This is a genomic window from Seohaeicola nanhaiensis, from assembly GCF_042654245.1.
Classification (GTDB): domain Bacteria; phylum Pseudomonadota; class Alphaproteobacteria; order Rhodobacterales; family Rhodobacteraceae; genus Seohaeicola_A; species Seohaeicola_A nanhaiensis.
In genome coordinates, this window is record NZ_JBHSGI010000009.1 from 312,840 (window position 1) to 333,361 (window position 20,522).

At 64.9% G+C, this 20,522-nt stretch carries 24 protein-coding genes; 12 read left to right on the top strand and 12 right to left on the bottom strand.

What is annotated here, in order from left to right; translation table 11 throughout:
• Window positions 1–9: 9 nt before the first annotated feature.
• The 6 genes from fabB (at window position 10) to ACFO5X_RS11830 (ending at window position 4,903) form a co-directional block, all read left to right on the top strand.
• Complete coding sequence (gene fabB / locus ACFO5X_RS11805) at window positions 10–1,239, top strand: beta-ketoacyl-ACP synthase I (protein ID WP_380717652.1); 1,230 nt, start codon at window positions 10–12, stop codon at window positions 1,237–1,239.
• A gap of 3 nt (window positions 1,240–1,242) precedes the next feature.
• Window positions 1,243–2,034 (top strand): enoyl-ACP reductase FabI, encoded by a 792-nt coding sequence (locus tag ACFO5X_RS11810; RefSeq protein WP_380717653.1) that lies wholly within the window; start codon window positions 1,243–1,245, stop codon window positions 2,032–2,034.
• A 107-nt stretch (window positions 2,035–2,141) separates the two neighbouring features.
• Window positions 2,142–2,342, top strand: a complete 201-nt coding sequence (locus tag ACFO5X_RS11815; RefSeq protein WP_380717654.1) for a hypothetical protein — start codon at window positions 2,142–2,144, stop codon at window positions 2,340–2,342.
• Window positions 2,343–2,420: 78 nt separating this feature from the next.
• On the top strand, window positions 2,421–3,107 hold the full coding sequence (locus ACFO5X_RS11820) for a haloacid dehalogenase type II (RefSeq protein ID WP_380717655.1): 687 nt from the start codon (window positions 2,421–2,423) through the stop codon (window positions 3,105–3,107).
• The gene (locus ACFO5X_RS11825) at window positions 3,108–3,932 is read left to right on the top strand and encodes an alpha/beta fold hydrolase (RefSeq protein ID WP_380717656.1); all 825 of its coding nucleotides are present in this window, start codon (window positions 3,108–3,110) and stop codon (window positions 3,930–3,932) included. It abuts the gene before it with no gap.
• Window positions 3,929–4,903 (top strand): threonine ammonia-lyase, encoded by a 975-nt coding sequence (locus ACFO5X_RS11830; protein WP_380717658.1) that lies wholly within the window; start codon window positions 3,929–3,931, stop codon window positions 4,901–4,903. Before ACFO5X_RS11825 ends, ACFO5X_RS11830 begins: the two co-directional genes overlap by 4 nt.
• Here the strand turns inward: ACFO5X_RS11830 and ACFO5X_RS11835 are convergent.
• The 3 genes from ACFO5X_RS11835 to ACFO5X_RS11845 form a co-directional block, all read right to left on the bottom strand.
• Complete coding sequence (locus ACFO5X_RS11835; protein ID WP_380717659.1) at window positions 4,900–5,487, bottom strand: SCO family protein; 588 nt, start codon at window positions 5,485–5,487, stop codon at window positions 4,900–4,902. The genes ACFO5X_RS11830 and ACFO5X_RS11835 overlap by 4 nt on opposite strands.
• A 48-nt stretch (window positions 5,488–5,535) precedes the next feature.
• The gene (locus ACFO5X_RS11840) at window positions 5,536–6,480 is read right to left on the bottom strand and encodes a DUF1775 domain-containing protein (RefSeq protein ID WP_380717660.1); all 945 of its coding nucleotides are present in this window, start codon (window positions 6,478–6,480) and stop codon (window positions 5,536–5,538) included.
• A 101-nt stretch (window positions 6,481–6,581) separates the two neighbouring features.
• A complete protein-coding gene (locus tag ACFO5X_RS11845; RefSeq protein ID WP_380717661.1) occupies window positions 6,582–6,926 on the bottom strand; it encodes a hypothetical protein in 345 nt (114 codons plus the stop codon).
• A gap of 171 nt (window positions 6,927–7,097) precedes the next feature.
• Here ACFO5X_RS11845 and ACFO5X_RS11850 point away from each other — a divergent pair, with 171 nt between their 5' ends.
• Genes ACFO5X_RS11850 through ACFO5X_RS11860 form a run of 3 tightly spaced genes read left to right on the top strand, consistent with a single transcriptional unit; the run spans window position 7,098 to window position 8,999 of the window.
• Window positions 7,098–7,994: a Rossmann-like and DUF2520 domain-containing protein gene (locus ACFO5X_RS11850; RefSeq protein ID WP_380717662.1), complete on the top strand. Its 897-nt coding sequence runs from the start codon at window positions 7,098–7,100 to the stop codon at window positions 7,992–7,994.
• The gene (locus ACFO5X_RS11855; RefSeq protein ID WP_380717663.1) at window positions 7,991–8,632 is read left to right on the top strand and encodes a M14 family metallopeptidase; all 642 of its coding nucleotides are present in this window, start codon (window positions 7,991–7,993) and stop codon (window positions 8,630–8,632) included. Before ACFO5X_RS11850 ends, ACFO5X_RS11855 begins: the two co-directional genes overlap by 4 nt.
• A complete protein-coding gene (locus ACFO5X_RS11860; RefSeq protein ID WP_465269465.1) occupies window positions 8,583–8,999 on the top strand; it encodes a succinylglutamate desuccinylase/aspartoacylase family protein in 417 nt (138 codons plus the stop codon). The genes ACFO5X_RS11855 and ACFO5X_RS11860 overlap by 50 nt, the downstream gene beginning before the upstream one ends.
• Window positions 9,000–9,011: 12 nt before the next feature.
• Here the strand turns inward: ACFO5X_RS11860 and ACFO5X_RS11865 are convergent, their stop codons facing one another.
• The 8 genes from ACFO5X_RS11865 to ACFO5X_RS11900 all read right to left on the bottom strand — a co-directional run bounded on the left by ACFO5X_RS11865 (window position 9,012) and on the right by ACFO5X_RS11900 (window position 16,790).
• Window positions 9,012–9,542, bottom strand: a complete 531-nt coding sequence (locus ACFO5X_RS11865; protein ID WP_380717665.1) for a dihydrofolate reductase family protein — start codon at window positions 9,540–9,542, stop codon at window positions 9,012–9,014.
• Window positions 9,543–9,643: 101 nt separating this feature from the next.
• Window positions 9,644–10,201, bottom strand: coding sequence for a biotin transporter BioY (locus ACFO5X_RS11870; protein WP_380717666.1), 558 nt, complete (start codon window positions 10,199–10,201; stop codon window positions 9,644–9,646).
• Window positions 10,202–10,271: 70 nt separating this feature from the next.
• Window positions 10,272–11,438: an ABC transporter substrate-binding protein gene (locus ACFO5X_RS11875; RefSeq protein ID WP_380717667.1), complete on the bottom strand. Its 1,167-nt coding sequence runs from the start codon at window positions 11,436–11,438 to the stop codon at window positions 10,272–10,274.
• Between the two features lie 29 nt (window positions 11,439–11,467).
• Window positions 11,468–12,514 (bottom strand): branched-chain amino acid ABC transporter permease, encoded by a 1,047-nt coding sequence (locus tag ACFO5X_RS11880; RefSeq protein WP_380717668.1) that lies wholly within the window; start codon window positions 12,512–12,514, stop codon window positions 11,468–11,470.
• A gap of 1 nt (window position 12,515) precedes the next feature.
• Window positions 12,516–13,388 carry a branched-chain amino acid ABC transporter permease gene (locus ACFO5X_RS11885; protein ID WP_380717669.1) on the bottom strand — a complete coding sequence of 291 codons (873 nt, stop codon included), beginning with the start codon at window positions 13,386–13,388 and terminating at the stop codon, window positions 12,516–12,518.
• Window positions 13,388–15,235, bottom strand: a complete 1,848-nt coding sequence (locus tag ACFO5X_RS11890; RefSeq protein ID WP_380717670.1) for an AMP-dependent synthetase/ligase — start codon at window positions 15,233–15,235, stop codon at window positions 13,388–13,390. The genes ACFO5X_RS11885 and ACFO5X_RS11890 overlap by 1 nt, the downstream gene beginning before the upstream one ends.
• Window positions 15,232–16,005 (bottom strand): ABC transporter ATP-binding protein, encoded by a 774-nt coding sequence (locus ACFO5X_RS11895; protein WP_380717671.1) that lies wholly within the window; start codon window positions 16,003–16,005, stop codon window positions 15,232–15,234. The genes ACFO5X_RS11890 and ACFO5X_RS11895 overlap by 4 nt, the downstream gene beginning before the upstream one ends.
• The gene (locus tag ACFO5X_RS11900; protein ID WP_380717672.1) at window positions 16,002–16,790 is read right to left on the bottom strand and encodes an ABC transporter ATP-binding protein; all 789 of its coding nucleotides are present in this window, start codon (window positions 16,788–16,790) and stop codon (window positions 16,002–16,004) included. The genes ACFO5X_RS11895 and ACFO5X_RS11900 overlap by 4 nt, the downstream gene beginning before the upstream one ends.
• 266 nt (window positions 16,791–17,056) lie before the next feature.
• Here ACFO5X_RS11900 and ACFO5X_RS11905 point away from each other — a divergent pair, with 266 nt between their 5' ends.
• Genes ACFO5X_RS11905 through ACFO5X_RS11915 form a run of 3 tightly spaced genes read left to right on the top strand, consistent with a single transcriptional unit; the run spans window position 17,057 to window position 20,088 of the window.
• Entirely contained in the window at window positions 17,057–17,875 is an 819-nt protein-coding gene (locus ACFO5X_RS11905) for an enoyl-CoA hydratase/isomerase family protein (protein WP_380717673.1), read from the top strand.
• Window positions 17,872–18,543, top strand: coding sequence for a TetR/AcrR family transcriptional regulator (locus ACFO5X_RS11910; RefSeq protein ID WP_380717674.1), 672 nt, complete (start codon window positions 17,872–17,874; stop codon window positions 18,541–18,543). The genes ACFO5X_RS11905 and ACFO5X_RS11910 overlap by 4 nt, the downstream gene beginning before the upstream one ends.
• Before the next feature lie 15 nt (window positions 18,544–18,558).
• Entirely contained in the window at window positions 18,559–20,088 is a 1,530-nt protein-coding gene (locus ACFO5X_RS11915) for a class I adenylate-forming enzyme family protein (RefSeq protein ID WP_380717675.1), read from the top strand.
• A gap of 4 nt (window positions 20,089–20,092) precedes the next feature.
• Here the strand turns inward: ACFO5X_RS11915 and ACFO5X_RS11920 are convergent, their stop codons facing one another.
• Window positions 20,093–20,515: a MaoC/PaaZ C-terminal domain-containing protein gene (locus tag ACFO5X_RS11920; RefSeq protein ID WP_380717676.1), complete on the bottom strand. Its 423-nt coding sequence runs from the start codon at window positions 20,513–20,515 to the stop codon at window positions 20,093–20,095.
• Window positions 20,516–20,522 lie beyond the last annotated feature (7 nt).

A 20,522-nucleotide genomic window follows, 5' to 3' on the forward strand; every position in this document is an offset into this window, starting at 1 on the left:
AGAGCGCTTATGCGCCGCGTTGTCGTTACAGGCCTGGGGATCGTATCCTCGATCGGGAACAACCGGGACGAAGTTGTCGCCGCCCTCAAGGCCGGGACCAGCGGAATCGTGGCTTCGCCCGAGATGGCGGAGCATGGATTCCGCAGCCGGGTCGCGGGCACGCTCAAGCTGGACGTGACCGAGCATGTCGAGAAGCGGGCGCTGCGGTTCATGGGGCCGGGCGCGGCCTATGCCTATATCGCGATGAACGAGGCGATCGCCGATGCCGGTCTGGAAGAGGCCGATATCGTCAATCCGCGCACCGGGCTTGTGGCCGGATCTGGCGGGCCGTCGACCAGCGCGATGTTCGCTGCGCATCAGTCGGTGCTGAACACCGGGGCAACAAAACGGATCGGGCCTTTCGCGGTACCGAAATGCATGTCGTCCACGATCTCGGCGAACCTGTCGACGGCGTTCAAGATCAAGGGAATCAACTATTCCATCACCTCGGCCTGTTCGACCTCGCTGCATTGCATCGGCAATGCGGCCGAACAGATCATGATGGGCAAGCAGGACGTGATGTTCGCCGGCGGCGGCGAAGAATTGGACTGGACGCTGTCCTGCCTGTTCGACGCAATGGGGGCGATGTCGTCGAAATACAACGACACGCCGGAGAAGGCCTCGCGCGCGTTCGATGCCAACCGCGACGGGTTTGTCATTTCGGGCGGCGGCGGGATTGTCGTGCTGGAGGAGCTGGAGCATGCCAAGGCGCGCGGCGCCAAGATCTATGCCGAAGTGACGGGCTATGCCGCCACCAGCGACGGCCACGACATGGTGGCTCCCAGCGGCGAGGGCGGCGAGCGCGCGATGCGGCTGGCGCTGGCGACGCTGCCCGAGGGCTGCAAGGTGGGTTATATCAACGCGCATGGTACCTCGACGCCGGTCGGCGACGTGGGCGAAGTGCAGGCCGTGAGGCGCGTGTTCGGCGAGGGGTCGACCCCGCCGATCAGTTCGACAAAGTCGATGACCGGCCACGCGCAGGGTGCGGCGGGCGCGCTGGAAGCCATCTTCAGCCTGCTGATGCTGGAGGGCGACTTCATCACCCGTTCAATCAACGTCGAGACGCTGGATCCGGCGCTGAAACCCGAAGAGATCGCGACGGCCTTCGTCGCGAACGCCGGGCTCGACAGCGTCATGACGAATTCATTCGGCTTTGGCGGCACAAACGGGTCGATGATCCTGTCCAGATATCGCGGGTAAATCATGAGCGATCAAATGCAAGGCAAGCGCGGGCTGATCATGGGGGTGGCCAATGACCGCTCCATTGCCTGGGGGATCGCAAAGGCGATGCACGAGGCGGGGGCTGAGCTCGCCTTTACCTATCAGGGCGAGGCATTCGGCAGCCGTCTGCGACCGCTGGCGGAAAGCGTCGGGTCAGATTTCATGGTGGATGTCGACGTGACCGACGACGCCTCGCTGGATGTCGCCTTCGCGCAGCTGGCCGAGCGCTGGCCGACGATCGACTTTCTGGTTCACGCGATCGCGTTTTCGGACAAGTCCGAGCTGACGGGCCGGTTCCTGAATACCAGCCGGGAGAACTTCAAGAACTCGATGGATATCTCCGCCTATTCCTTCATCGAGGTTGCGCGGCGGGCCTATCCGCTGATGAAGGACAATGGCGGGACGCTGATCACCCTGACCTATCAAGGGTCGCAGCGGGTAGTGCCGAACTATAACGTGATGGGCGTGGCGAAGGCCGCGCTCGAGGCGGCGACGCGCTATCTGGCGAACGATCTCGGGCCGGACAAGATCCGGGTGAACGCGATCAGCCCGGGGCCGATGAAGACGCTGGCCGGCGCCGCCATTGGCGGGGCGCGCAAGACCTACAAGTTCACCGACCAGAACGCCCCGCTGCGCAGCAATGCGACGCTTGAGGCGGTCGGCGGAACGGCGGTCTATCTTGCGTCGGACGCCGGGAAATTCACGACCGGTGAGATCATCCGCGTCGATGGCGGGTTTCACGTTCTGGGGATGCCGCAACCGGACTTTATCTGAGCGAATTGCCGCTGCTCAAGAAGATTCCCCATGCTTGCCATTTGGCGGCCACAGTCGGTCTCCAATTAAGCGACATGACGGAAATAGACACAACCATAAGACGAGACATGCCAAGCCGTCGCTTCGCGATGCTGAACGGTGTGGTTCGGTTGCTGATCGTCGGCGTGATCGCCCTGATGACGAGCTGCCTCTTGGGCGGATCACAAATGACAGAGATGGTCCGGTCGGGGATGTATCGGCTGGATGCCGGCAGATCGGAATTCGGAACCCAGAGACTGGTTCCGGACGTTGTGCAGCCGCAGGCCTGAGCCTGCCCGCCCTCGTGAGATGGCATCTTTCGTCCCGGTGAGCCTTGTGCAAGTCTTGGCCCCGACAAGGGGATGCCCATGCCGATCAAAGTCTGTGTCTTCGATGCCTATGGCACGCTGTTCGATGTGACCGCCGCGGCGCGGCAGGCGGCAGATGCGCCGGAGTTTTACGTATTGCGGGACCGATGGGCGCAGGTGGCGCGCGACTGGCGGAACAAGCAGCTGGCCTATTCCTGGTTGCGGGCGGTGACGGGCGCACATGCCGATTTCTGGCAGGTTACGCAGGACGGTCTGGACTGGGCGCTCGAGGCCAGCGGGCTGGCGGGGGACGCGGCGCTGCGGGAAAGGCTGCTGGAGCTTTACTGGGAATTGCAGGCCTATCCCGAGGTGCCCGAGATGCTGACGGCGCTGAAATCAGCTGGCAAGCTGACCGCGATCCTGTCGAACGGATCGCCGCAGATGCTGGAGGGCGCGGTGCGTTCGGCCGGGATTGGCGATGTGCTGGACGATGTGCTGTCGGTCGAGAGCGTCGGCGTCTTCAAGCCGGCGCGGCGGGTGTATGATCTGGTCGGGCAGCGGTTCGATTGCGCGCCAGAGGAGGTGCTCTTCGTGTCGTCGAACGGGTGGGATGCGGCGGCGGCGTCGGGTTATGGGTTCCGCACCGTCTGGGTGAACCGGGTCGGCGAACCGATGGATCGTCTGCCGTGGACACCGCACCGGGTTCTGGGCGATTTGGGCAGCATACCGGCGGAGGCAGGAGTTTAGATGCGTTTTACCACAACCGACGGGCTGAGCCTGTATTACGAGGATGCGGGTGAGGGGAAACCGCTGCTGTGTCTGGCCGGCCTGACGCGCAATGCTCGGGATTTTGACTTTCTCGCGCCGCATCTGCCGAATGTCCGGCTGATCCGGATGGATTATCGCGGGCGCGGGCTGTCGGATCGGGATGCGACCATCAGCAATTACAACGTGGTGCGCGAGGCGCAGGACGTGGTGGAGCTGCTGGATCATCTGGGGCTGGCAAAGGCGCCGGTGCTGGGCACGTCGCGTGGCGGACTGGTGGCGATGGCGCTGGCGGCGCTGAATGGCGACCGGCTGTCGGGCGCGATCCTGAACGATGTCGGGCCGGTGATCGCCCCCGAAGGCATTGCCTTCATCATGACGTATATCGGGAAGAAGCCGTCTTTCAGCACGTTTGACTCTGCGGCGGAGGGGATGATGCGGGCCTACGAACGGTCTTTTCCCAATGTGCCGCTGGAGGTCTGGACCCGGCTGGCGCGCGCGCAATATGTCGAAACAGCCGAGGGGCTGGACCTGAGCTATGATCCCGAGCTGCGCGCCGCGCTGCTGGCGCAGGCCGAGGCCGGACCGGCGCCGGACCTGTGGCCCTGGTTCGAGGCGTTGAAGGGGCGGCCCGTGGGGGTGATCCGCGGTGCGAACTCGGACCTCCTTAGCCAAGCGACGCTGGACGAGATGCAGGCGCGGTTTCCCGAGATGATCGTCGGCACCGTGCCGGACCGGGGCCATGTGCCGTTTCTGGATGAACCCGAAGCCCTGCGCGTGATCCGCGCCGTGATGGAGAAGATATGACCTCGATAACCATGATCGAAGCCGCCGCCGGCCGGCTGAACGGCCACGCGCGCCGGACGCCGCTGCTGACTTCGCCTTTTCTGGACGAGATCGCCGGGCGGCGGGTGCTGGTCAAGCCGGAGTGCCTTCAGGTCACGGGCAGCTTCAAGTTCCGTGGCGGCTGGTCGGCTGTATCGGCGCTAGCGCCCGAAGTGCGGGCCAAGGGGGTGATCGCCTTTTCGAGCGGCAACCACGCGCAGGGCGTCGCCGCGGCGGCGAAGGGGCATGGGGTTCCCGCGGTGATCATCATGCCGTCGGATGCACCGAAGCTGAAGATCGACAACACCCGCGCGCTGGGCGCCGAGGTGGTGCTGTATGACCGCGCAAAGGAAGACCGCGACGCGCTGGGCGCGAAGCTGGCGGCGGAACGGGGGCTGACGCTGATCAAGCCCTTCGACGAGCCGCTGGTGATCGCGGGGCAGGGCACGACCGGGCTGGAAATCGCGGCGCAGGCGGCCGAGCTGGGTGTCACCGAAGCCGACGTGCTGGTGTGCTGCGGCGGCGGAGGTCTGACCTCGGGGATCGCGCTGGCGCTTGAGGCGAAGGCCCCCGGGCTGCGGGCGCGGCCGGTGGAGCCGGAAGGATTTGATGACGTGGCGCGGTCGCTGAAGGCCGGGACGATCCAGCGCAACGACCGCCTGTCGGGGTCGATCTGCGATGCCATCGTCACGCCGCAGCCGGGCGACATCACCTTCCCGATCCTCAAGCGGCTGTGCGGGCCGGGGCTCGCGGTGAGCGAGGATGAGGCAATGCGCGCGATGGCGCTGGCCTTCCTGCGGCTGAAGATCGTGATCGAACCCGGGGGCGCCGTGGCGCTGGCGGCGGCGCTGTTCCGGCCCGAGGCGGTCGCGGGCGATGCGGTGATCGCCGTGGCCTCGGGCGGGAACGTGGATGCCGACCTGTTCCGGCAGGCTCTGGAGCGCTACGCCTAACCGGCCTGCATCCGTCGGATCTTGGCCACGGCGCGATCAAAGCCTTCCTGGTAGGCGATCGGCTCGAACAGCTGGCCGTCCTTGTCGAAGAGCAGCACGTTGGCCGAATGGTCCATCGTGTAGCCGCCGTTGTCGAGCGGGACCTTGCGCGCGAAGATGCGGAAGGCTGCAATTGCCTTTGCGATTTCTTCCGGCGTCCCCGACACACCGACGACGCCCGGCGCCCAGGAGACATATTCGCGGAGTTGGTCGATGGTATCGCGTTCGGGGTCGACGGTGACGAAGTAGACGCGCAGCTGGTTGCCCTCGCCCAGTTCCTCCTGCCAGGTCGCGATATCGCCCAGCGTGGTCGGGCAGACCTCGGGGCAGTGGGTGAAGCCGAAGAAGACGGCCGATGGCTTGCCCTTGAGCGTGTCCTCGGTGAAAAGCTCGCCGGTTGTGGTGGTCAGGTGATAGTCGCCGGGGCCGATGGTCAGGGCGACGCTCTTCTCGAACATCGGCTGTACCCATCGGACCCAGACGACAGCGGCAAGGGCGAGGAACACGAGTGCCCAGAGGGCGAAACGAAGGGTTCTGGTTGTCATGGGAGCCTCGGGAAAGAGGGGACAGCCCGAAGGCCGCCCCGGTTGCAATCAGTGATGGTCGTGACCCTTGGCGTTCGGAGCGCCGATCATCAGCGGCACATCGACCGATCCCGCCTTTTCGAAGGTCAGGGTGACGGTGACCGTCTCGCCCTCGACCAGGGGCTGCTTGAGATCCATGAACATGATGTGGAAGCCGCCCGGTTTCAGGTCGACCGTGGCGCCGGCGGGGATCGGCAGGCCGTCGGTCAGTTCGCGCATCTTCATCACGTCGCCCTGCATCGCCATCTCGTGCACTTCGGTGCGCCCGGCGATGTTGGAAGCGGCCGAGAGCAACCGGTCGTCCTCGGGGCCGGTGTTGGTGATGGTCAGGAAGCCGCCGCCAACCGGTGCGTTCGGCAAGGTCGCGCGGGAGAAGGGGGCGGTGATTTCGAGCGGGCCGAGGGTGATGGGCGCCATCGTCATCGAGCCGTGGCCGTGGTGATCTTCGCCTGCCTTGGCAGCGACAACGGTGATCTTGGGCGACGGGTTCGCAATGTCCTGCGCGCCCGAGGTATCGGTCCAGTCGGCGGTGCCATTCGCGCATTCCTGCAGCGCGGGGAAGTAGAGGATGGTGCCCGGTTCGATATCCTTGCCGACCGTGCCCCGCACGGTGAATTCGTCGTACCAGCCGTCCTCGAGGTGGCCGGCGGACCATGTCACGCGGCGCAGGCCTTCGGTCATCTGGGAGCCGTGGTTGTCGTAGGGTTTCGCATAAGCCCCGTTTTCCGTCGCCAGGGTCCAGCCGGGTTTCGGCATCGGCTTGGCGGCGTAGAAGCCATCGGGCAGAGTCAGATGGAGGGTATGTGTCGCCTCGCCCTTGCAACCATGCGGCACGCGGAGGGTGATCTTGGTCGTCGAACCTGCAGCCACCTCGGACTGTTCGAGGGTGGCGTGGGCCAGGACGGGTGCGGCCAGCAGCGCCAGGGCGCCGGCCATGAGGAAGGATCGTTTCATGTGTATTTCCATCGCATTGCGCGCGCGGACGCACCGCAGCCTGCGCTTTCGGTTGGCCTCTGTCGGCCAATTGACTGTGATTGCCCGGCGAGCGGGCGCGGTCAGGCGATGGAAGGTGGCGCGCGCGGGGTCTGCGCGTGGCGGCGTGCCTGCGCGGCGCGGAAGCGGTCGGTTAGCTGACGCCAGCCATCCGCCGGGCGGAAGTCGACCGCGATGCGGGCCGGGGCGACTTCAGGTGTTTCGGGGAGCAGACGGCAGAACGGGCAATGATGATCCATCTCTTCGTCGCCGCAGAGATCGCTGGCGCTCATCCCCAGCAGGGCTGCCTGTTCGAAAGCCGGGTCCGTCCGGTCCGGCGCCATCTGCGCGGCGGAAAAGACGCTGACCACCGCGATCAGCATCACGGTGACCGGAATCACGAGGATATGTCGCCAGGCGCGCGTCATGGTCCTGCGTCTAACCTTTGCGTCATGATGTGGAAAGCCTCCAAGATGCCACACCCCGGCGGGCGTGACGTGACGCGGATTGCGTGAAAAGGTCGGGGTTGTATCATCCGCCACCGGACGGTTCTGGCCCGCCTGAATTGCGGCCATCCGGAGAAATAGGAGAACTTCCCGTTGACTGACGCCCTGACCAAGCGCCCTTTGAAGCTGAACCTGATCGGGGCGGGGGGCGTCGGAACCACGCTGTTCCGGCTGTTCAGTGGCTGCGAAGGTGTCGAGGTGCAGGACATCCACGGGCGCGACCCGGAAAGGCTGGCGCGGGCGCTGGCGTTCATCGGCAGCGGGCGCGGGGTGGGCGATCTCGCGGCGATGCGTGCCGCCGACATCTGGGTTCTGGCGGTGCCAGATACGCGCATCGGTGAGGTCGCGGGCGCGCTGGCGGCATTGTCGCCGCCGGGGCCTGCTGTGGCGGTGCATTGCAGCGGCTTCATGCCGGCGCAGGAGATGGCGCCGCTCGGGGCCTTGGGCTGGTCGCTGGCCAGCGCCCATCCGGTGATGACCTTCGCCGACCCGGCAGCGGCCGCCGAGGGGTTCGCGGGCACCTTTGTCGGAATGGAGGGCGACGCCGATGCGGTGGCCCGCGTCGCGCCGGTTCTGGAGGCGGTGGGCGCGCGAACCTTTCCGATCCGCGACGGTGGCAAGCCGCTGTATCACGGGGCGGCGGTCATGGCGAACAATCTGGCGGTGGTGCTGCAGGCGGTGGCGCGCGAGGCCTGGGCCGAGGCCGGTGTTCCCGCCGAGATTGCGGCGGCGCTGAACAAGGGCCTGCTGGATGCCACGGCGCGCAATGTCGATGCGCTGGGCCCGCAGGCCGCGTTGAGCGGACCCGCGGCGCGGGGCGACTGGGACGTGGTGACCCGACAGGGCAATGCGGTCGCGGCATGGCATCCCGACGCCGCCGTCGCCTATCGCAACCTGAGCCTGCTGGCTCGGCGGTTGAAACAGACCGGCGGCACGCGTCAGCCGGTTCCGGAAGAAACACCTGACGACAGCAAGCGGGATGGGCGATGAGTTTCGACAAGAGCATGATCGGCACCGATATCGACTTTGATCGCGAAGGGGTTCAGTTCGGCACCCTGCGGTTGCCGCATTCGGTGCATCGTTCGGCCTATGGCCATATCGCGATTCCGATTGCGGTGGTGGCAAAGGGCAGCGGGCCGACAGTGCTGCTGACCGGTGGGGTGCACGGGGATGAATACGAGGGGCCGGTGGCGCTGGCGCGTCTGGCGCGGGAGATCGACCCCGACCAGGTGCGCGGACGCATCATCATCGTGCCGACGATGAACCATCCGGCCTTCGTGGCGGGAACGCGGACTTCGCCCATCGACGGCATCAACCTGAACCGGACCTTTCCGGGCAAGCGCGACGGCACCGCGACCGAGATGATCGCGCATTACATCACGACCGAGCTTTTGCCGCGCGCCGATTGCCTGATCGACCTGCATGCCGGTGGCAGTTCGCTGCAATATCTGCCGACGCTGCTGGCGCCACGGTGGAGCGCCGGCCAAGGCAGCGCGCACCGAGGCCCTGGTCGCGGCCTTCGGGGCGGAAAACGTGACCTACTTCGATTCGATCCGCGCCCTGAGCGGGGAGGATCGGGTGATCGGCAATTTTGCCGATCAGAACGGGGTCGATTTCCTGACTGGTGAATTCGGCGGCGGCTCGACCGTCAATCTGTCGGGCCTGGCGACGGCGGAACGCGGCGTGCGGGGCGTGCTATCCTATCTGGGAGTGTTGCCGGCGGCGGCTTTGCCGGAACGCCCCATGCGGCGGTTTGTTATGGATGATCCGGGGCTTTACGCCTTTGCCGACCGGCGCGGGTTTTTCGAGCCGAAATACGCGCTGGGCGAGACTCTGGCGGCCGGAGCCCTGGCAGGGCTGATCCACGATATCGACCGCCCATGGTCGGAGCCCTTGCCGGTTCATTTCCGCACCGGCGGGATCGCCATGTGCATCCGCACCTTCGCTCTGGTCGAGGCGGGCGATTGCCTTGGCCATCTGGCGAGCGAGTTTTGAGGCGCGGAGCCTTCAGGCGGGGACGTAGGTCAGCCGGATGACGCTGTCGCCGATGCGCTCGCTTCCGGTCAGGCGCAGGGGCGGGCGTGGACCGGCAAAAAAGGGTTTGCCGCTGCCCAGCACGACCGGGTGATAATAGAGCCTGTATTCGTCGATCAGACCCGAGGTCGACAGGCTGTGCGCGAGAAGGGTGCCGGAGATGTCGATCTCTCCCTTCAGGTCCGACTTGAGCTGACGAATGGTGGAGTCGATGTTTTCGGCCACCAGAGTTGCGTTCGGTCCGGCCGAGGTGAGGGTGCGGGAGACGACCCATTTATGCTGTTTCCGCCAGGCGTCGGCAAAGGCGTGTTCGTCCTCGGTCCAGCCGGGCTGGTCATCGTCCCAATAACGCATGAGCTCGTAGATGTGGCGGCCGTAGATGCTGGCGGTGCCGTTCGCGACCTGGTCGATCCAGTGGCGGAAGAGCACGGGGTCGGGGGCAAAGCGGTCGTGATCGACATAGCCGTCGAGCGACAGGTTCATTCCGTAGATGAATTTTGCCATGGTGGATGCTCCGCCGGATATCCGGTTACTCTAGGGCAAGCGGATGTCCGGCGTAAGCCGGATGGCGGGCCGCCGCGGATGGAGCGGCCTGCCGTCAGGGTTCAGCGGCGCAGGCTGTTCCAGCCGCGGGCGAGAAGTGCCGCCAGCGCGGCCTTTACCGCATCGCCGATCAGGAAGGGCAGCAGTCCGGCGGTCAGCAGGGCCGCACCGTAGCCGGTGAACTGGCCGAGCCAGAGCAGGCCGGGCACATACATGGCGGCGATGGCGATTAGAGAGACGATGAAGCTGCCGAGGAGACTCCGCGCCCACCCGAAGCGTGCGAGCGTTCCGGCCAGCCACGCGGTCAGCGCGAAGCCCAGCAGGAAGCCGCCGGTGGGGCCGGCCATATAGGCCAGTCCGAGGCCGCGCGCCGGGGTGCCCGCGAAGACAGGGAGGCCCATCGCGCCCTGAGCGAGGTAGAGGGCCATGGCCGCGAGGGCGAGCCTGGGGCCGAGGAGCAGCCCGGCGAGGACCGCAACACTGCCCTGCAGGGTCATCGGAACCGGATAGAACGGGACCGAGACATGGGCGGCCAGCGTCATCAGAAGCGATGCGCCGACGACCAGCGCCACGGAGGTTGCCGGGTTCCGGCTGCGGCTTGCGGAAACGGAATGTGTCATGGTTCGAACTTTCGGGACGTCTGGATGAGAGGCGACAGGGCGGCGCCGGGCCGCCCTGCGCGTGAGCGGATCAATAGTCGATAAAGTCGGTCTTCTGGGTGAAGGTCTTGGTCTTGGCGTCGATCTGATAGACGGCCAGCGCGGTACCAGAGAGCTGTTTCTCGTTGTTGAAGCTCAGCGGGGCGACGATGCCGCCGACGTCGAAGTTCTCCATCTTGCGCAGGTTCTCGATGGTGCATTCGCGGGTCAGGTCCTGACCGCAGCCCTTCATCGCCTCGGCCATCGCCATGAGGGAGGCATAGGTGACGTAGGTATAGCGGTTGATCGCCGCGATCTCTTCGTCCGACACATATTTCTTGGCCTTCTCCATGAAGGCATCGTTGGCCGGGCCGGTCAGAGCCACGTAATCCGCGACGTAGTAGTCATAGCCGGCTTCGGCCGCGAGGTTCACGGAAAGCGGCATGTCTTCGGACCAGACCTGCGCCGATTGCATGTCCATGCCAAGCTTGCGGGCCTCGGACAGGATATTTGCCGCGCCCGAGATGATGCCGCCGTTGGCGAGCACGTTGACACCGGCCGAGCGGAACTGAACCACTTCGGCCGAGAAATTGGACGTGCCCTTCTTGAAGGCGACGCGCGCGCCGTCCTTGACGCCGAATTCCTTGATGGCGCGGTCGTAGCCGTGTTCGATGGCAAGGCCGAAGTCATCGTCCTGACGGATCAGACCGTAGACCGGATTTTCGGGCTCGGCGTTTTCGTGGATGTATTTGAGCTGGGCGTAGAAGGCGTTGGAATAGCTGCCGCCCAGCGTGAAGACCGAGGGGCGCACCGGGTCGTAGACCAGTTCGTTGGGTGCGGTCGAGACGATGGTGGGCAGGTTGTTCTCTTCGATCAGCGGCATCATGGCGAGCACGTTGGCGGTGCCCGAGGTGCCGTTCAGCGCGAAGATCTCGTCGACTTCGATCAGCTTGGTCAGCGCCTGGAACGAGCGGGCGGGTACATAGCCGTCATCTTCGGTGATGATGGTGATCTTGCGGCCGTTGACGCCGCCGGCCTCGTTGATCTCGGCCGCGGCGATCTTGGAGCCGATGGCCACCGCGCGTCCGATGAAGGAGGCCGGACCGGTCATGATGTTGACGTCGCCAATCTTGATCTCGGTATCGGTCACGCCCGGGTCCGCGGCCATCGCCGAGGTGCCGAGCAGGGCCGCGAGCGCGGCGAGTTTCAGGTGTTTCATAGTGTTTCCTCCCTTGAAAGACCGCGGGGTCAGTAGGCAAGCGGCCAGTTGCTCCAGAATTTCTTTTGATCGCGCCAGAGACCGATGAGCCCATCGGGTTTGAAGCGCAGGAACGCTACGATGACCGCGCCGTAGGCGACGCCGCGGATTTCGTAGACGTAGGTGGTGTAGAAGGACGATCCGGGTTCGAGGATCAGGTTGAAGAACAGGCGGATGCCTTCGGGCAAGAGGGTCAGGAACACGGCCCCGAGGATGGCGCCCGCGACCGAGCCGAGGCCGCCCAGGATGATGATCGCCAGTGCCTCGATCGACAGGATCAGCGCGAAGACGTCGATGTTGATGAAACGGATCTGCAAGGAGACCAAACCGCCTGCGACGCCCACAATGAAGGACGAGATCACGAACGCCAGGAGCTTGTAGCGGGTGAGGTCGATGCCCATCGCGCGGGCGGCGATGTCATGGTCGCGGATGGCCAGCCAGGCGCGTCCGATCCGGGTGCGCTGGATGTTGAGGACCATCAGCACGACGAGAACAGTGACACCGAGGGCGAGATAGTAGAGCGGAGCGCCTTTCTGGACGTTGAAGCCGAAGATCTTGGCGCCGTTGACGAAGATGCCGTTGGGGCCGTGGGTGATCGGTTCGGCGTAGAGGATCACGTGGCTGACGATGAAGGCGAAGGCGAGCGTGGTGATGGCGAGATAGAGGCCCTTGAGCCGCAGCGAAGGGATGCCGACGAGCAGGCTGATCGCCGCCGCGACCAGACCGCCAGCGGGCAGCGACAGCCAGACGGGCCAGCCGTAGTCGGTGAGCAGCACCGCGTTGCCATAGGCGCCGACCGCCAGAAAGCCGGCCTGGCCCAGCGAGATCAGCCCGGTGGTGCCGGTCAGCACGTTCAGACCGACGGCGCCGACTACGGCGATCAGGACCGTGACCATCAGCGTGAGAACGTAGTTGCCGACGAGCAGAGGCGCGAGAACCAGCGCGATCAGCAGGGCGGCGGTCCAAGAGATCACGACCCTGTTGTCGGTCAGCGCGATGAGTTGGCCGGTGGTTTCCTGAAAATGTCCGGTCCGCATGTCAGACCCTTTCGATTTCTTTGTCGCCGAACAGGCCGTAGGGGCGGACCATCAGAACGATGACGATGACGATGAAGCCTGAGATCTCGCGCAGACCCTGGCCGATGTAGCCCTGCGACATGTTCTCGATGATGCCGATGACGATGCCGGCGAGCGCCGAGCCGAGGATCGAGTCGAGACCGCCGAGGATCACTGCGGGAAAGGATTTGAGACCCTGGAACCAGAGGTCGGGCGCCAGCTTGAAGTTCATCGCGAAGAGCACGCCGGCGATGGCGGCCAGCGCGGAGGAGAGCGCCCAGGCCATCGCGTGGATGCGCTTGACCGAGATGCCGACTAGAAGGGCGGCGGTTTCATGGGCGGCGACCGCGCGCATGGCGATACCGATGCGCGAGAATCGCAGGAAGGCCCAGGCGGCGGTCATGCAGATGGCGAGCGCGGCGATGGACATGAGCTGGGCGGCGTAGAAGGGCAGGTTGCCGATCATGATGACGTCGGTGGTTACGCCGGCGGTCAGGTTGTGGGGATCCGGCCCCCAGATCATGATGGTGATGCCGCGCAGCATGACAGCCAGGCCGATTGTCACCATGACGATGGAAAACACCGGCTCGCCCAGCATGGGACGGATGAAGACGCGTTCCAGCGTCAGCCCGATCAGCATGGCGATGGGAATGGTGATCAGCATCAGGGGAATAAAGGAGAGGTCGAAGGTGTTGCTGAGCGTGAAGGCGACATAGGCCGTCAGCATGACCAACTCGCCATGGGCGAAGTTCACCACGCCGGTCGCCTTGTAGACCAGAGCAAAGCCCATCGCGATCAGCCCGTAGGAGGCGCCAATGACAAGGCCGGTGGACAACAGCAGAAGGAAGAAGTCCATCACGCAGCGCTCCCGTAGATCGTCGCGATTTCGTCCGCGAACTTGGTTTCGATGGCCTTGCGGCGCACCTTCATGGTGGCTGTCAGTTCGCCGTCGTCGTGATCGAGTTCCTTCTTGAGGATCTCGAACCTGCGGATGTTCTCGACGCGGGCGAAGCGCTGGTTTACCCGCTCGATCTCTCCCGCGATCAGTTCGCGGACCTTCGGGTTTTCGGCGAGTGTGCGATAGGTTGTGTATTGCAGGTCGTTAGATTGCGCCCATTTCCCGGTGGTCTCGAGGTCGATCTGCACCAGTGCTGCGAGGAACTTGCGCCCGTCGCCGAGCAGGATCGCCTCGCGGATGTAGGGGCTGTCCTTCAGGGCGTTCTCGATCAGCGAGGGCGTGATGTTCTTGCCGCCCGAGGTGATGAGGATGTCCTTCTTGCGGTCCATGACCCGCAGTTCGTCGGCACCTTCGAGCTCGACGATATCGCCGGTGTGCAGCCAGCCGTCGGCATAGGCCTTGGCGGTGGCCTGTTCGTCGAAGAGATAGCCCTGGAAACATCCCTCGCCCCGCAGGAGCAGTTCTCCGTCCTCGGCGATCTTCTGGTCGAAGACGCTTAGCAGCTGGCCCGAGGTGCCGAGGGTCGTTGCGCCGGGGCGCTGCGAATGCGAGGCACCGGCGCATTCGGTCATGCCGTAGATCTGGTAGACCGGCACGCCGAGGGTCCAGAAGAACAATAGCACGTCTTCAGATATGGAGGCCCCACCGCAGAAGGCTGTGCGCACCCGGTTCAGGCCAAGGAAGCGCTGCAGGGCGCGCAGGCAGACGAGGTAAAGCACGCCATAGGTGAGGCGATCACCCAGGCTGGCCAGCCGGCCGCCGTTGGCCAGCCGGCGACGCGCGATCTCGCGACCCTTTGCGATGGAGCGCTGATAGACCCAGCGTTGCAGCGGCGTGGTGTCCTGCACCCGGTAGTCGATGCTTTGCTGCATCTTCTCCCAGATGCGCGGCACGCCGAGGAAGCCCAGCGGCGCGATCTCTCGCAGGTTGGTGACGACGGTATCGACGCTTTCGGCGAAGGAGACGGTGCAGCCGGTCACCATCTGCTGGACCAGCGAGAAGCTGCGCTCGGCCACGTGGCACAGCGGAAGGTAGCACAGCACCGAATAGGTGTCTGCGTTCAGGCCGTGAATGCGCGCGATTTCGGCGGCATTCGACAGCATGTTGCGATGGCTGAGCCGGGCGCCCTTGGGCATCCCGGTGGTGCCGGAGGTATAGACGACAATGGCCGTGTCATCCGGTTTGCCGCCGTCGATCAGACGATCGACTTCGGAGCCAAGCTCGGCTTCCTTGCTGCGACCAAGCTCGAGAAGTTCCTCGAAGGACATGAGGGTATCGCGCGGATAGTTGCGCATGCCCTTCATGTCGACGCAGATTATCCTTTCCAGTGTCGGCAGCCCGCCTTCGTTGGCGCGTGCGTCGATCACCTTGTCGGTCTGCTCCTGATCGCCGCAGATCACGATGCGGCTTTGGGAATGCTGCACGATGTATTGGAGTTCCGGCCAGGGGTTCGTCGGATAGATCCCCAGCCCGGCGCCCCCCAGCATCTGGGCTGCGATGTCGGAGAAATACCATTCCGGGCTGTCGTCGCTGGCGATGGCAAGCCGGTCTCCGGGGCGGAAACCCAGGGCATAGAGCCCGATGGCGGTGAGGCGCGCGCGCCTGAAGTACTCTCCCCACGTGGTTCGCTGCCAAAGGCCGCGCGATTTTTCGCGCAACGCCAGCCGGTTGCCCTGCGTCCGCGCGCGTTCGCGCAGGATCTGGGGCATCGTCATTTCGGGAATTCTGTCGAGCGAGAGCGTCATGCCGCGCGGCTCCCGCCGCCGAGATAGGCCTCGATCACATCCGGGTTTTCCGACACTTCGGCCGGGGTGCCCTCGGCGATCCGGGCGCCGTGATGCATCACGCAGACGCGGTCAGAGATATCCATCACGATCCCCATGTCGTGTTCCACCATGAGCACGGTCATGCCCAGCTCCTCCTTCAGGTCGAGGACAAAGCGCCCGATGTCCTCGCGCTCTTCCTGGTTCATGCCCGACACCATCTCGTCGAGCAGCAGCAGGCGCGGGTTCACCGCAAGCGCGCGGCCGAGTTCGACGCGCTTCTGCTGGCCGTAGGACAGGGTGCCGACGGGAAGGTTGCGCAGGTCTTCGATTTCGAGAAAGTCGATGATTTCCTCGGCCCGCTCGCGCGCCCAGAGCTCTTCCTTGCGCGCCCGGCCCCAGAAGACGGCGGCCGAGAGGGGATCGGTCTTCAGCTGCGAGTGCAGGCCGGTCAGGATGTTGTTCACCACCGTCTCGTGCTTGAAGACAGCGAGGTTCTGGAAGGTGCGCGCCATGCCGAGGCCCGCCATCGCGTGGGTCGGCAGGCGGGTGATGTCGCGGCCATCGAAGGTGATGCTGCCGGAACTGACCGGCAGGACCGAGCTGATGAGGTTGAACAGGGTTGTCTTGCCGGCACCGTTGGGGCCGATCAGGCTGTAGATCTGGCCGCGTTCGACGGTGAGGTTGATGTTGCTGACCGCAGTCAGGCCGCCGAATTTCTTGGTGACGCCTTCGAGGTGCAGAAAGCTCATGACAGCCACCTTTTGCGGCGCTTGTAGTGTTTCACGTCGCGCATCGACTTGCGCTCGCCCTTGGAGATGCCGAGGTAGAATTCCTGCACGTCCGCATTGGCGCGCAGCTTGTCCGAGGGGCCGTCGAGCACGATGCGGCCGTTCTCGATGATGAAACCCTGGCTGGTGATTTCGAGCGCGAGCTGGGCGTTCTGTTCGACCAGGAGCACGGTGACACCCGAGGACCGGTTGAGCTCGACCACCGCGGTAAAGATGTCGTCGATGATCTGCGGGGCGAGGCCCAGCGAGGGCTCGTCCAGCATGAGCACCTTTGGGTCGGACATGAGCGCGCGGCCGATGGCGACCATCTGCTGCTCGCCCCCGGACAGATAGCCGGCAATCTGGTGGCGGCGTTCCTTTACCCGGGAGAAAAGGGAGTAAATACGTTCGATCCCATCGCGGGTCTGTGCGCGGGTGCGGGTAAACCCGCCCATCAGGAGGTTTTCCTCGACCGTCAGCGGCGCAAATAGCGCGCGGCCTTCGGGGACCTGGATGATTCCGCGCCGCACGATGTCGGAGGCAGAAGCGCCGGCCAGCGATTCTCCCTCGAATTGCACGCTGCCGGCGACGATCTCGCCGTCTTCCTGGCTCAGCACGCCGCTGATTGCCTTCAGGATCGTGGACTTGCCGGCGCCGTTCGATCCGAGCAGGGCGACCATCGCGCCATCAGGAACGCTGAGCGAGACGTCGCGGACGGCCTCGATGGCCCTGTCGTACAGGACCTGCAGATTGCGCAGTTCAAGCATGGAGCGCGCCCGCGTTGATGCCGCGCGGCCACAAATGAATACGGTTTAGTTGTCGTGATTCGCACGCAGACCCCGACGGGTCTATGGCTAAGCCAAGTGCACGATGGGCGAACTTCCCCATACTTTCCTCCCCCTGCATCATCAGAGCTGCTTTGGCGTGTCACTTAGGACTTGCTGTTTGCTCGCTCTTAATGAATTGTCTTCATTAAAGGGAGAACCCGGTGACCTGTCAATGTCTTTCCACCGGGACAAGAGGGGAATGAAGGATGCATGATGCGACACAGGCAGCCTGCGTAGACTATCCGCGAGCAGGTATTACGCGCCTGACCCTGGCGCGCGGCGTGCAGATGAACACGCTCACCTGGGATATGCTCGATGCGCTGATGAATGCGTTTCAGCAATTGCGCCGTGATCCGCCACGCGCGCTAATCTTGACCGGAGAGGGCCGGGCCTTCTGCGGGGGAGCGCATCTGAAGTATTTCACCGATCCGGCCTCGGATCTGGCCGGCAATCCGGCGCGGGCGCGTGATCCTTATGTGCGCCGCATCTTAGAGGTGTTCAACGCGCTTCAGCATCTGCCCTGCCCGACCATCGCAGCGATCAACGGCCATGCGCTGGGCGGCGGCATGGAGCTGGCCATCGCCTGCGATTTCCGGCTGATGAGCCGCGCGTCGCGCATGGGGCAGCCCGAGGTGCGCCTTGGGCTGACGCCGGGCGGTAACGGCATTCAGCAGCTTGTCCGGCTGATCGGTCGACCGCGCGCACTGGATCTCTTGCTGTCGGGCGACTCGATCGATGCGGAGACGGCGCTGGACTACGGGCTTATTTCCTCCGCGCATGAACCCGAGGCGCTGGAACAGGCAGCTCTGACCTTCGCCGCGCGCTTTCTGCTCTGCGGGCCCGAGGCGGTGGCAATCACCAAGCGCGCGGTGCTGCGGGCCGAGGATGCCGCGCACGCCGAAGCGGATGAAATCGCGCTAGACGCGGTGTTCGATGCCTTCTCGACCGAGGAATCGCGCGAGGGCGTCCGGGCCTTTGTCGAAAAGCGGCGCCCGTCCTTTGCTGTGTCAGGGGACGAAGCGTGACATCCCATCGCCCGGGTGTCGTACGTCTTTCCCGCGAGGAACGCGTGCGCCAGATCCTCGCGGCGGCGACCGATGAATTCCGGTCGGCGGGATTCGACGGGGCCTCGATGGCGGCCATCGCGTCGCGTGCCGGGATCGTCGAGGGCAGTATCTATCGTTTCTTCGAGAACAAGGCGACGCTGCTCACTCGTGCAATCGAGGTATGGTACGAGGAGATGCTGGAAACCTATGCGCGTGAACTGTCCGTCATCACGGGTACCCGCGCGCGTTTGCGGTTCATGGTCTGGCGCCACCTCAAGACGGTGCACGACGAACCCGAGATGTGCAGCCTGATGTTCAACTACGTGCGCGGCAGCGACGGGTACCGTGCGACCGAGGTCTTTCGGCTGAACAGTCTCTACACCGCACGAACGCTCGATATCGTGCGCGAGGGCATTGCCAAGGGAGAGCTGCGGGACGATCTTGATCTGCGGCTGGTCCGGGACGTGATCTATGGGGGCGTCGAGCATCGGGTCTGGGGCTATCTGCGGGGCGAGGGTTCGCTGGACCCCGAGGTGCTGGCCGACTCGATCGTCGATATGGTCATGGCGGGAATCGGCGTGGCCGACCCGCTGGTCGCGCGGCTGTCGGCCATCGAGGCGACGGTCTGTGCGACAGTCGCTTCTTAGGGGGGGAGGGGCGTGATGATGGATGCCGAAATGACCTGGGCAGCGGGGCGCGCCAGCGTCTTCGATCTGTTCCGGGCGACTGTCCGGCGGCAACCGGAAACGGTGGCCATCCGTGCGGCGAACGGGCCGGTGACCTATCGCGATCTGGAGCGCCGCGTCTTGGCGTTGGCCGCCGGGCTGAAGGCACGCGGGCTGATCGCGGGGCAACGTGTCGCGCTGTTGTCGGAGAACCGCCAGGAATATGCCGAGCTGCAGCTGGCCGCCGCCGCCCTCGGGCTGATCGTCGCCTGCCAGAACTGGCGACTCGAGACTGCCGAGCTGCGCCACTGCATCAACCTGGTGGAACCGACGCTGGTGATCTGTTCCGCGCGGTTCCGGTCGGCTTATGAGGCGACCGGATGCAGCTTTGCTGTCATCGAGATCGAGAGCGGGTGGAGCGACCTTCTGGGCGGCCCGGCCTTGGACGATTGGCCCGCGATAGACCCTGAATCCGGCCTGATCATTCTTTACACAAGTGGGACGACCGGGCTGCCCAAGGGGGCGCTGATCAGCCATCGGGCCGAGATCGCGCGCATGTGTGCCTATCGGATGGATCTTTCGGTGGCGCCGCGCGACAGCTTCATCGCCTGGGCGCCGATGTTTCACATGGGATCGACCGACCAAGTGCTGGCCACGCTGATGATGGGCGGGACGGTCCATATCCTGGACGGGTATGACGCGCGGGCCATTGTCGACATCATGGCGCGCGATCATCTGGGCTGGTTGCTGCTGATGCCGGGAACCATCGAGCCGGTGGTGGAGATACTGCGCAGTGAAGGCACGCAGGTGAAGGGCATCCGCGCCATCGGCGCGATGATCGACCTTGTGCCGCGCGATCTGGCCGCCGATCTCGCGCGGTTGTCGGGGGCGGGGTATCTGAACAGCTTCGGGTCCACGGAAACGGGTCTGCCGCCGGGATCGGTGCGCCTGATGGGGCCTGACGAGCTGTTGCATGGCGCCTTGTCCAAGCGACTTTCGACGCTGGTCGATGCGGTGCTGGTGGATTCCAAGGGGAACGAGGTGCCTGACGAGACGCCGGGCGAAATGGCCGTGCGCGGGCCGACGATCTTTTCCGGTTATTGGAACGCGCCGGAGACCAATGCCAAGGATTTTCGCGGCGGGCGGTTCCATATGGGCGACATGTTCGTGCGCCATGCGGACGGGACCTTCGATTTTGTCGATCGCGCGAAATACATGATCAAGTCGGGCGGCGAGAATATCTATCCGGCCGAGATCGAGCGCGTGCTTCTGGCCGATCCGCGCGTGCGTGACGCGGTGGTGGTGCGCAGGGCCGATGCACGGTGGGGCGAGGTGCCGGTGGCCTTTGTCGCGCGTAAGGGCGAGGAGATCGACGCGGCCGGGGTCGAGGCGCTGTGCCGGGCCGAACTGGCCGGCTACAAGCGCCCCAAGGAAGTGATTTTCGTCGAGTATGACGACCTTCCACGGTCGACCACGGGGAAGATCCTGCGGCACGAGCTGGAGGCGAGACTGCGCGACGTCGGTTGAGCGGTCAGGCCGCGCGCAGGACCACGATCATCCGCCCGCGCTGCACGCTTTCGTCGCGCTGGTTGCGTACGTCGTAGCTGTAGGTGGCGACCTCTCGTCCGGCCTTTGAAGAGGGGCGCAGCTCTTCCACCTCGAGCACCGAGCGGACGGTGTCGCCGATCCGCACCGGGGCGGCGAAGTCCCAGGTGATGTTCGCCAGCCCGATGACCCGGTCGCCGAAGAGGCCGGAGGCGGTGCCGAGCCCGATGGCGATGGACATTACCAGGGGGCCGTGGGCGATGCGCTCTCCTGCCGGTGTGGTGCGCGCGAATTCGGCGTCGGAGTGGATGGGCGTGAAATCTCCGGAGAGGCCGCAGAAATTCACGATGTCGGTTTCGGTCACTGTGCGCGCCTGCGAGGTGTAGCGCGCGCCTTTCTCGATCAGCATGGCATCC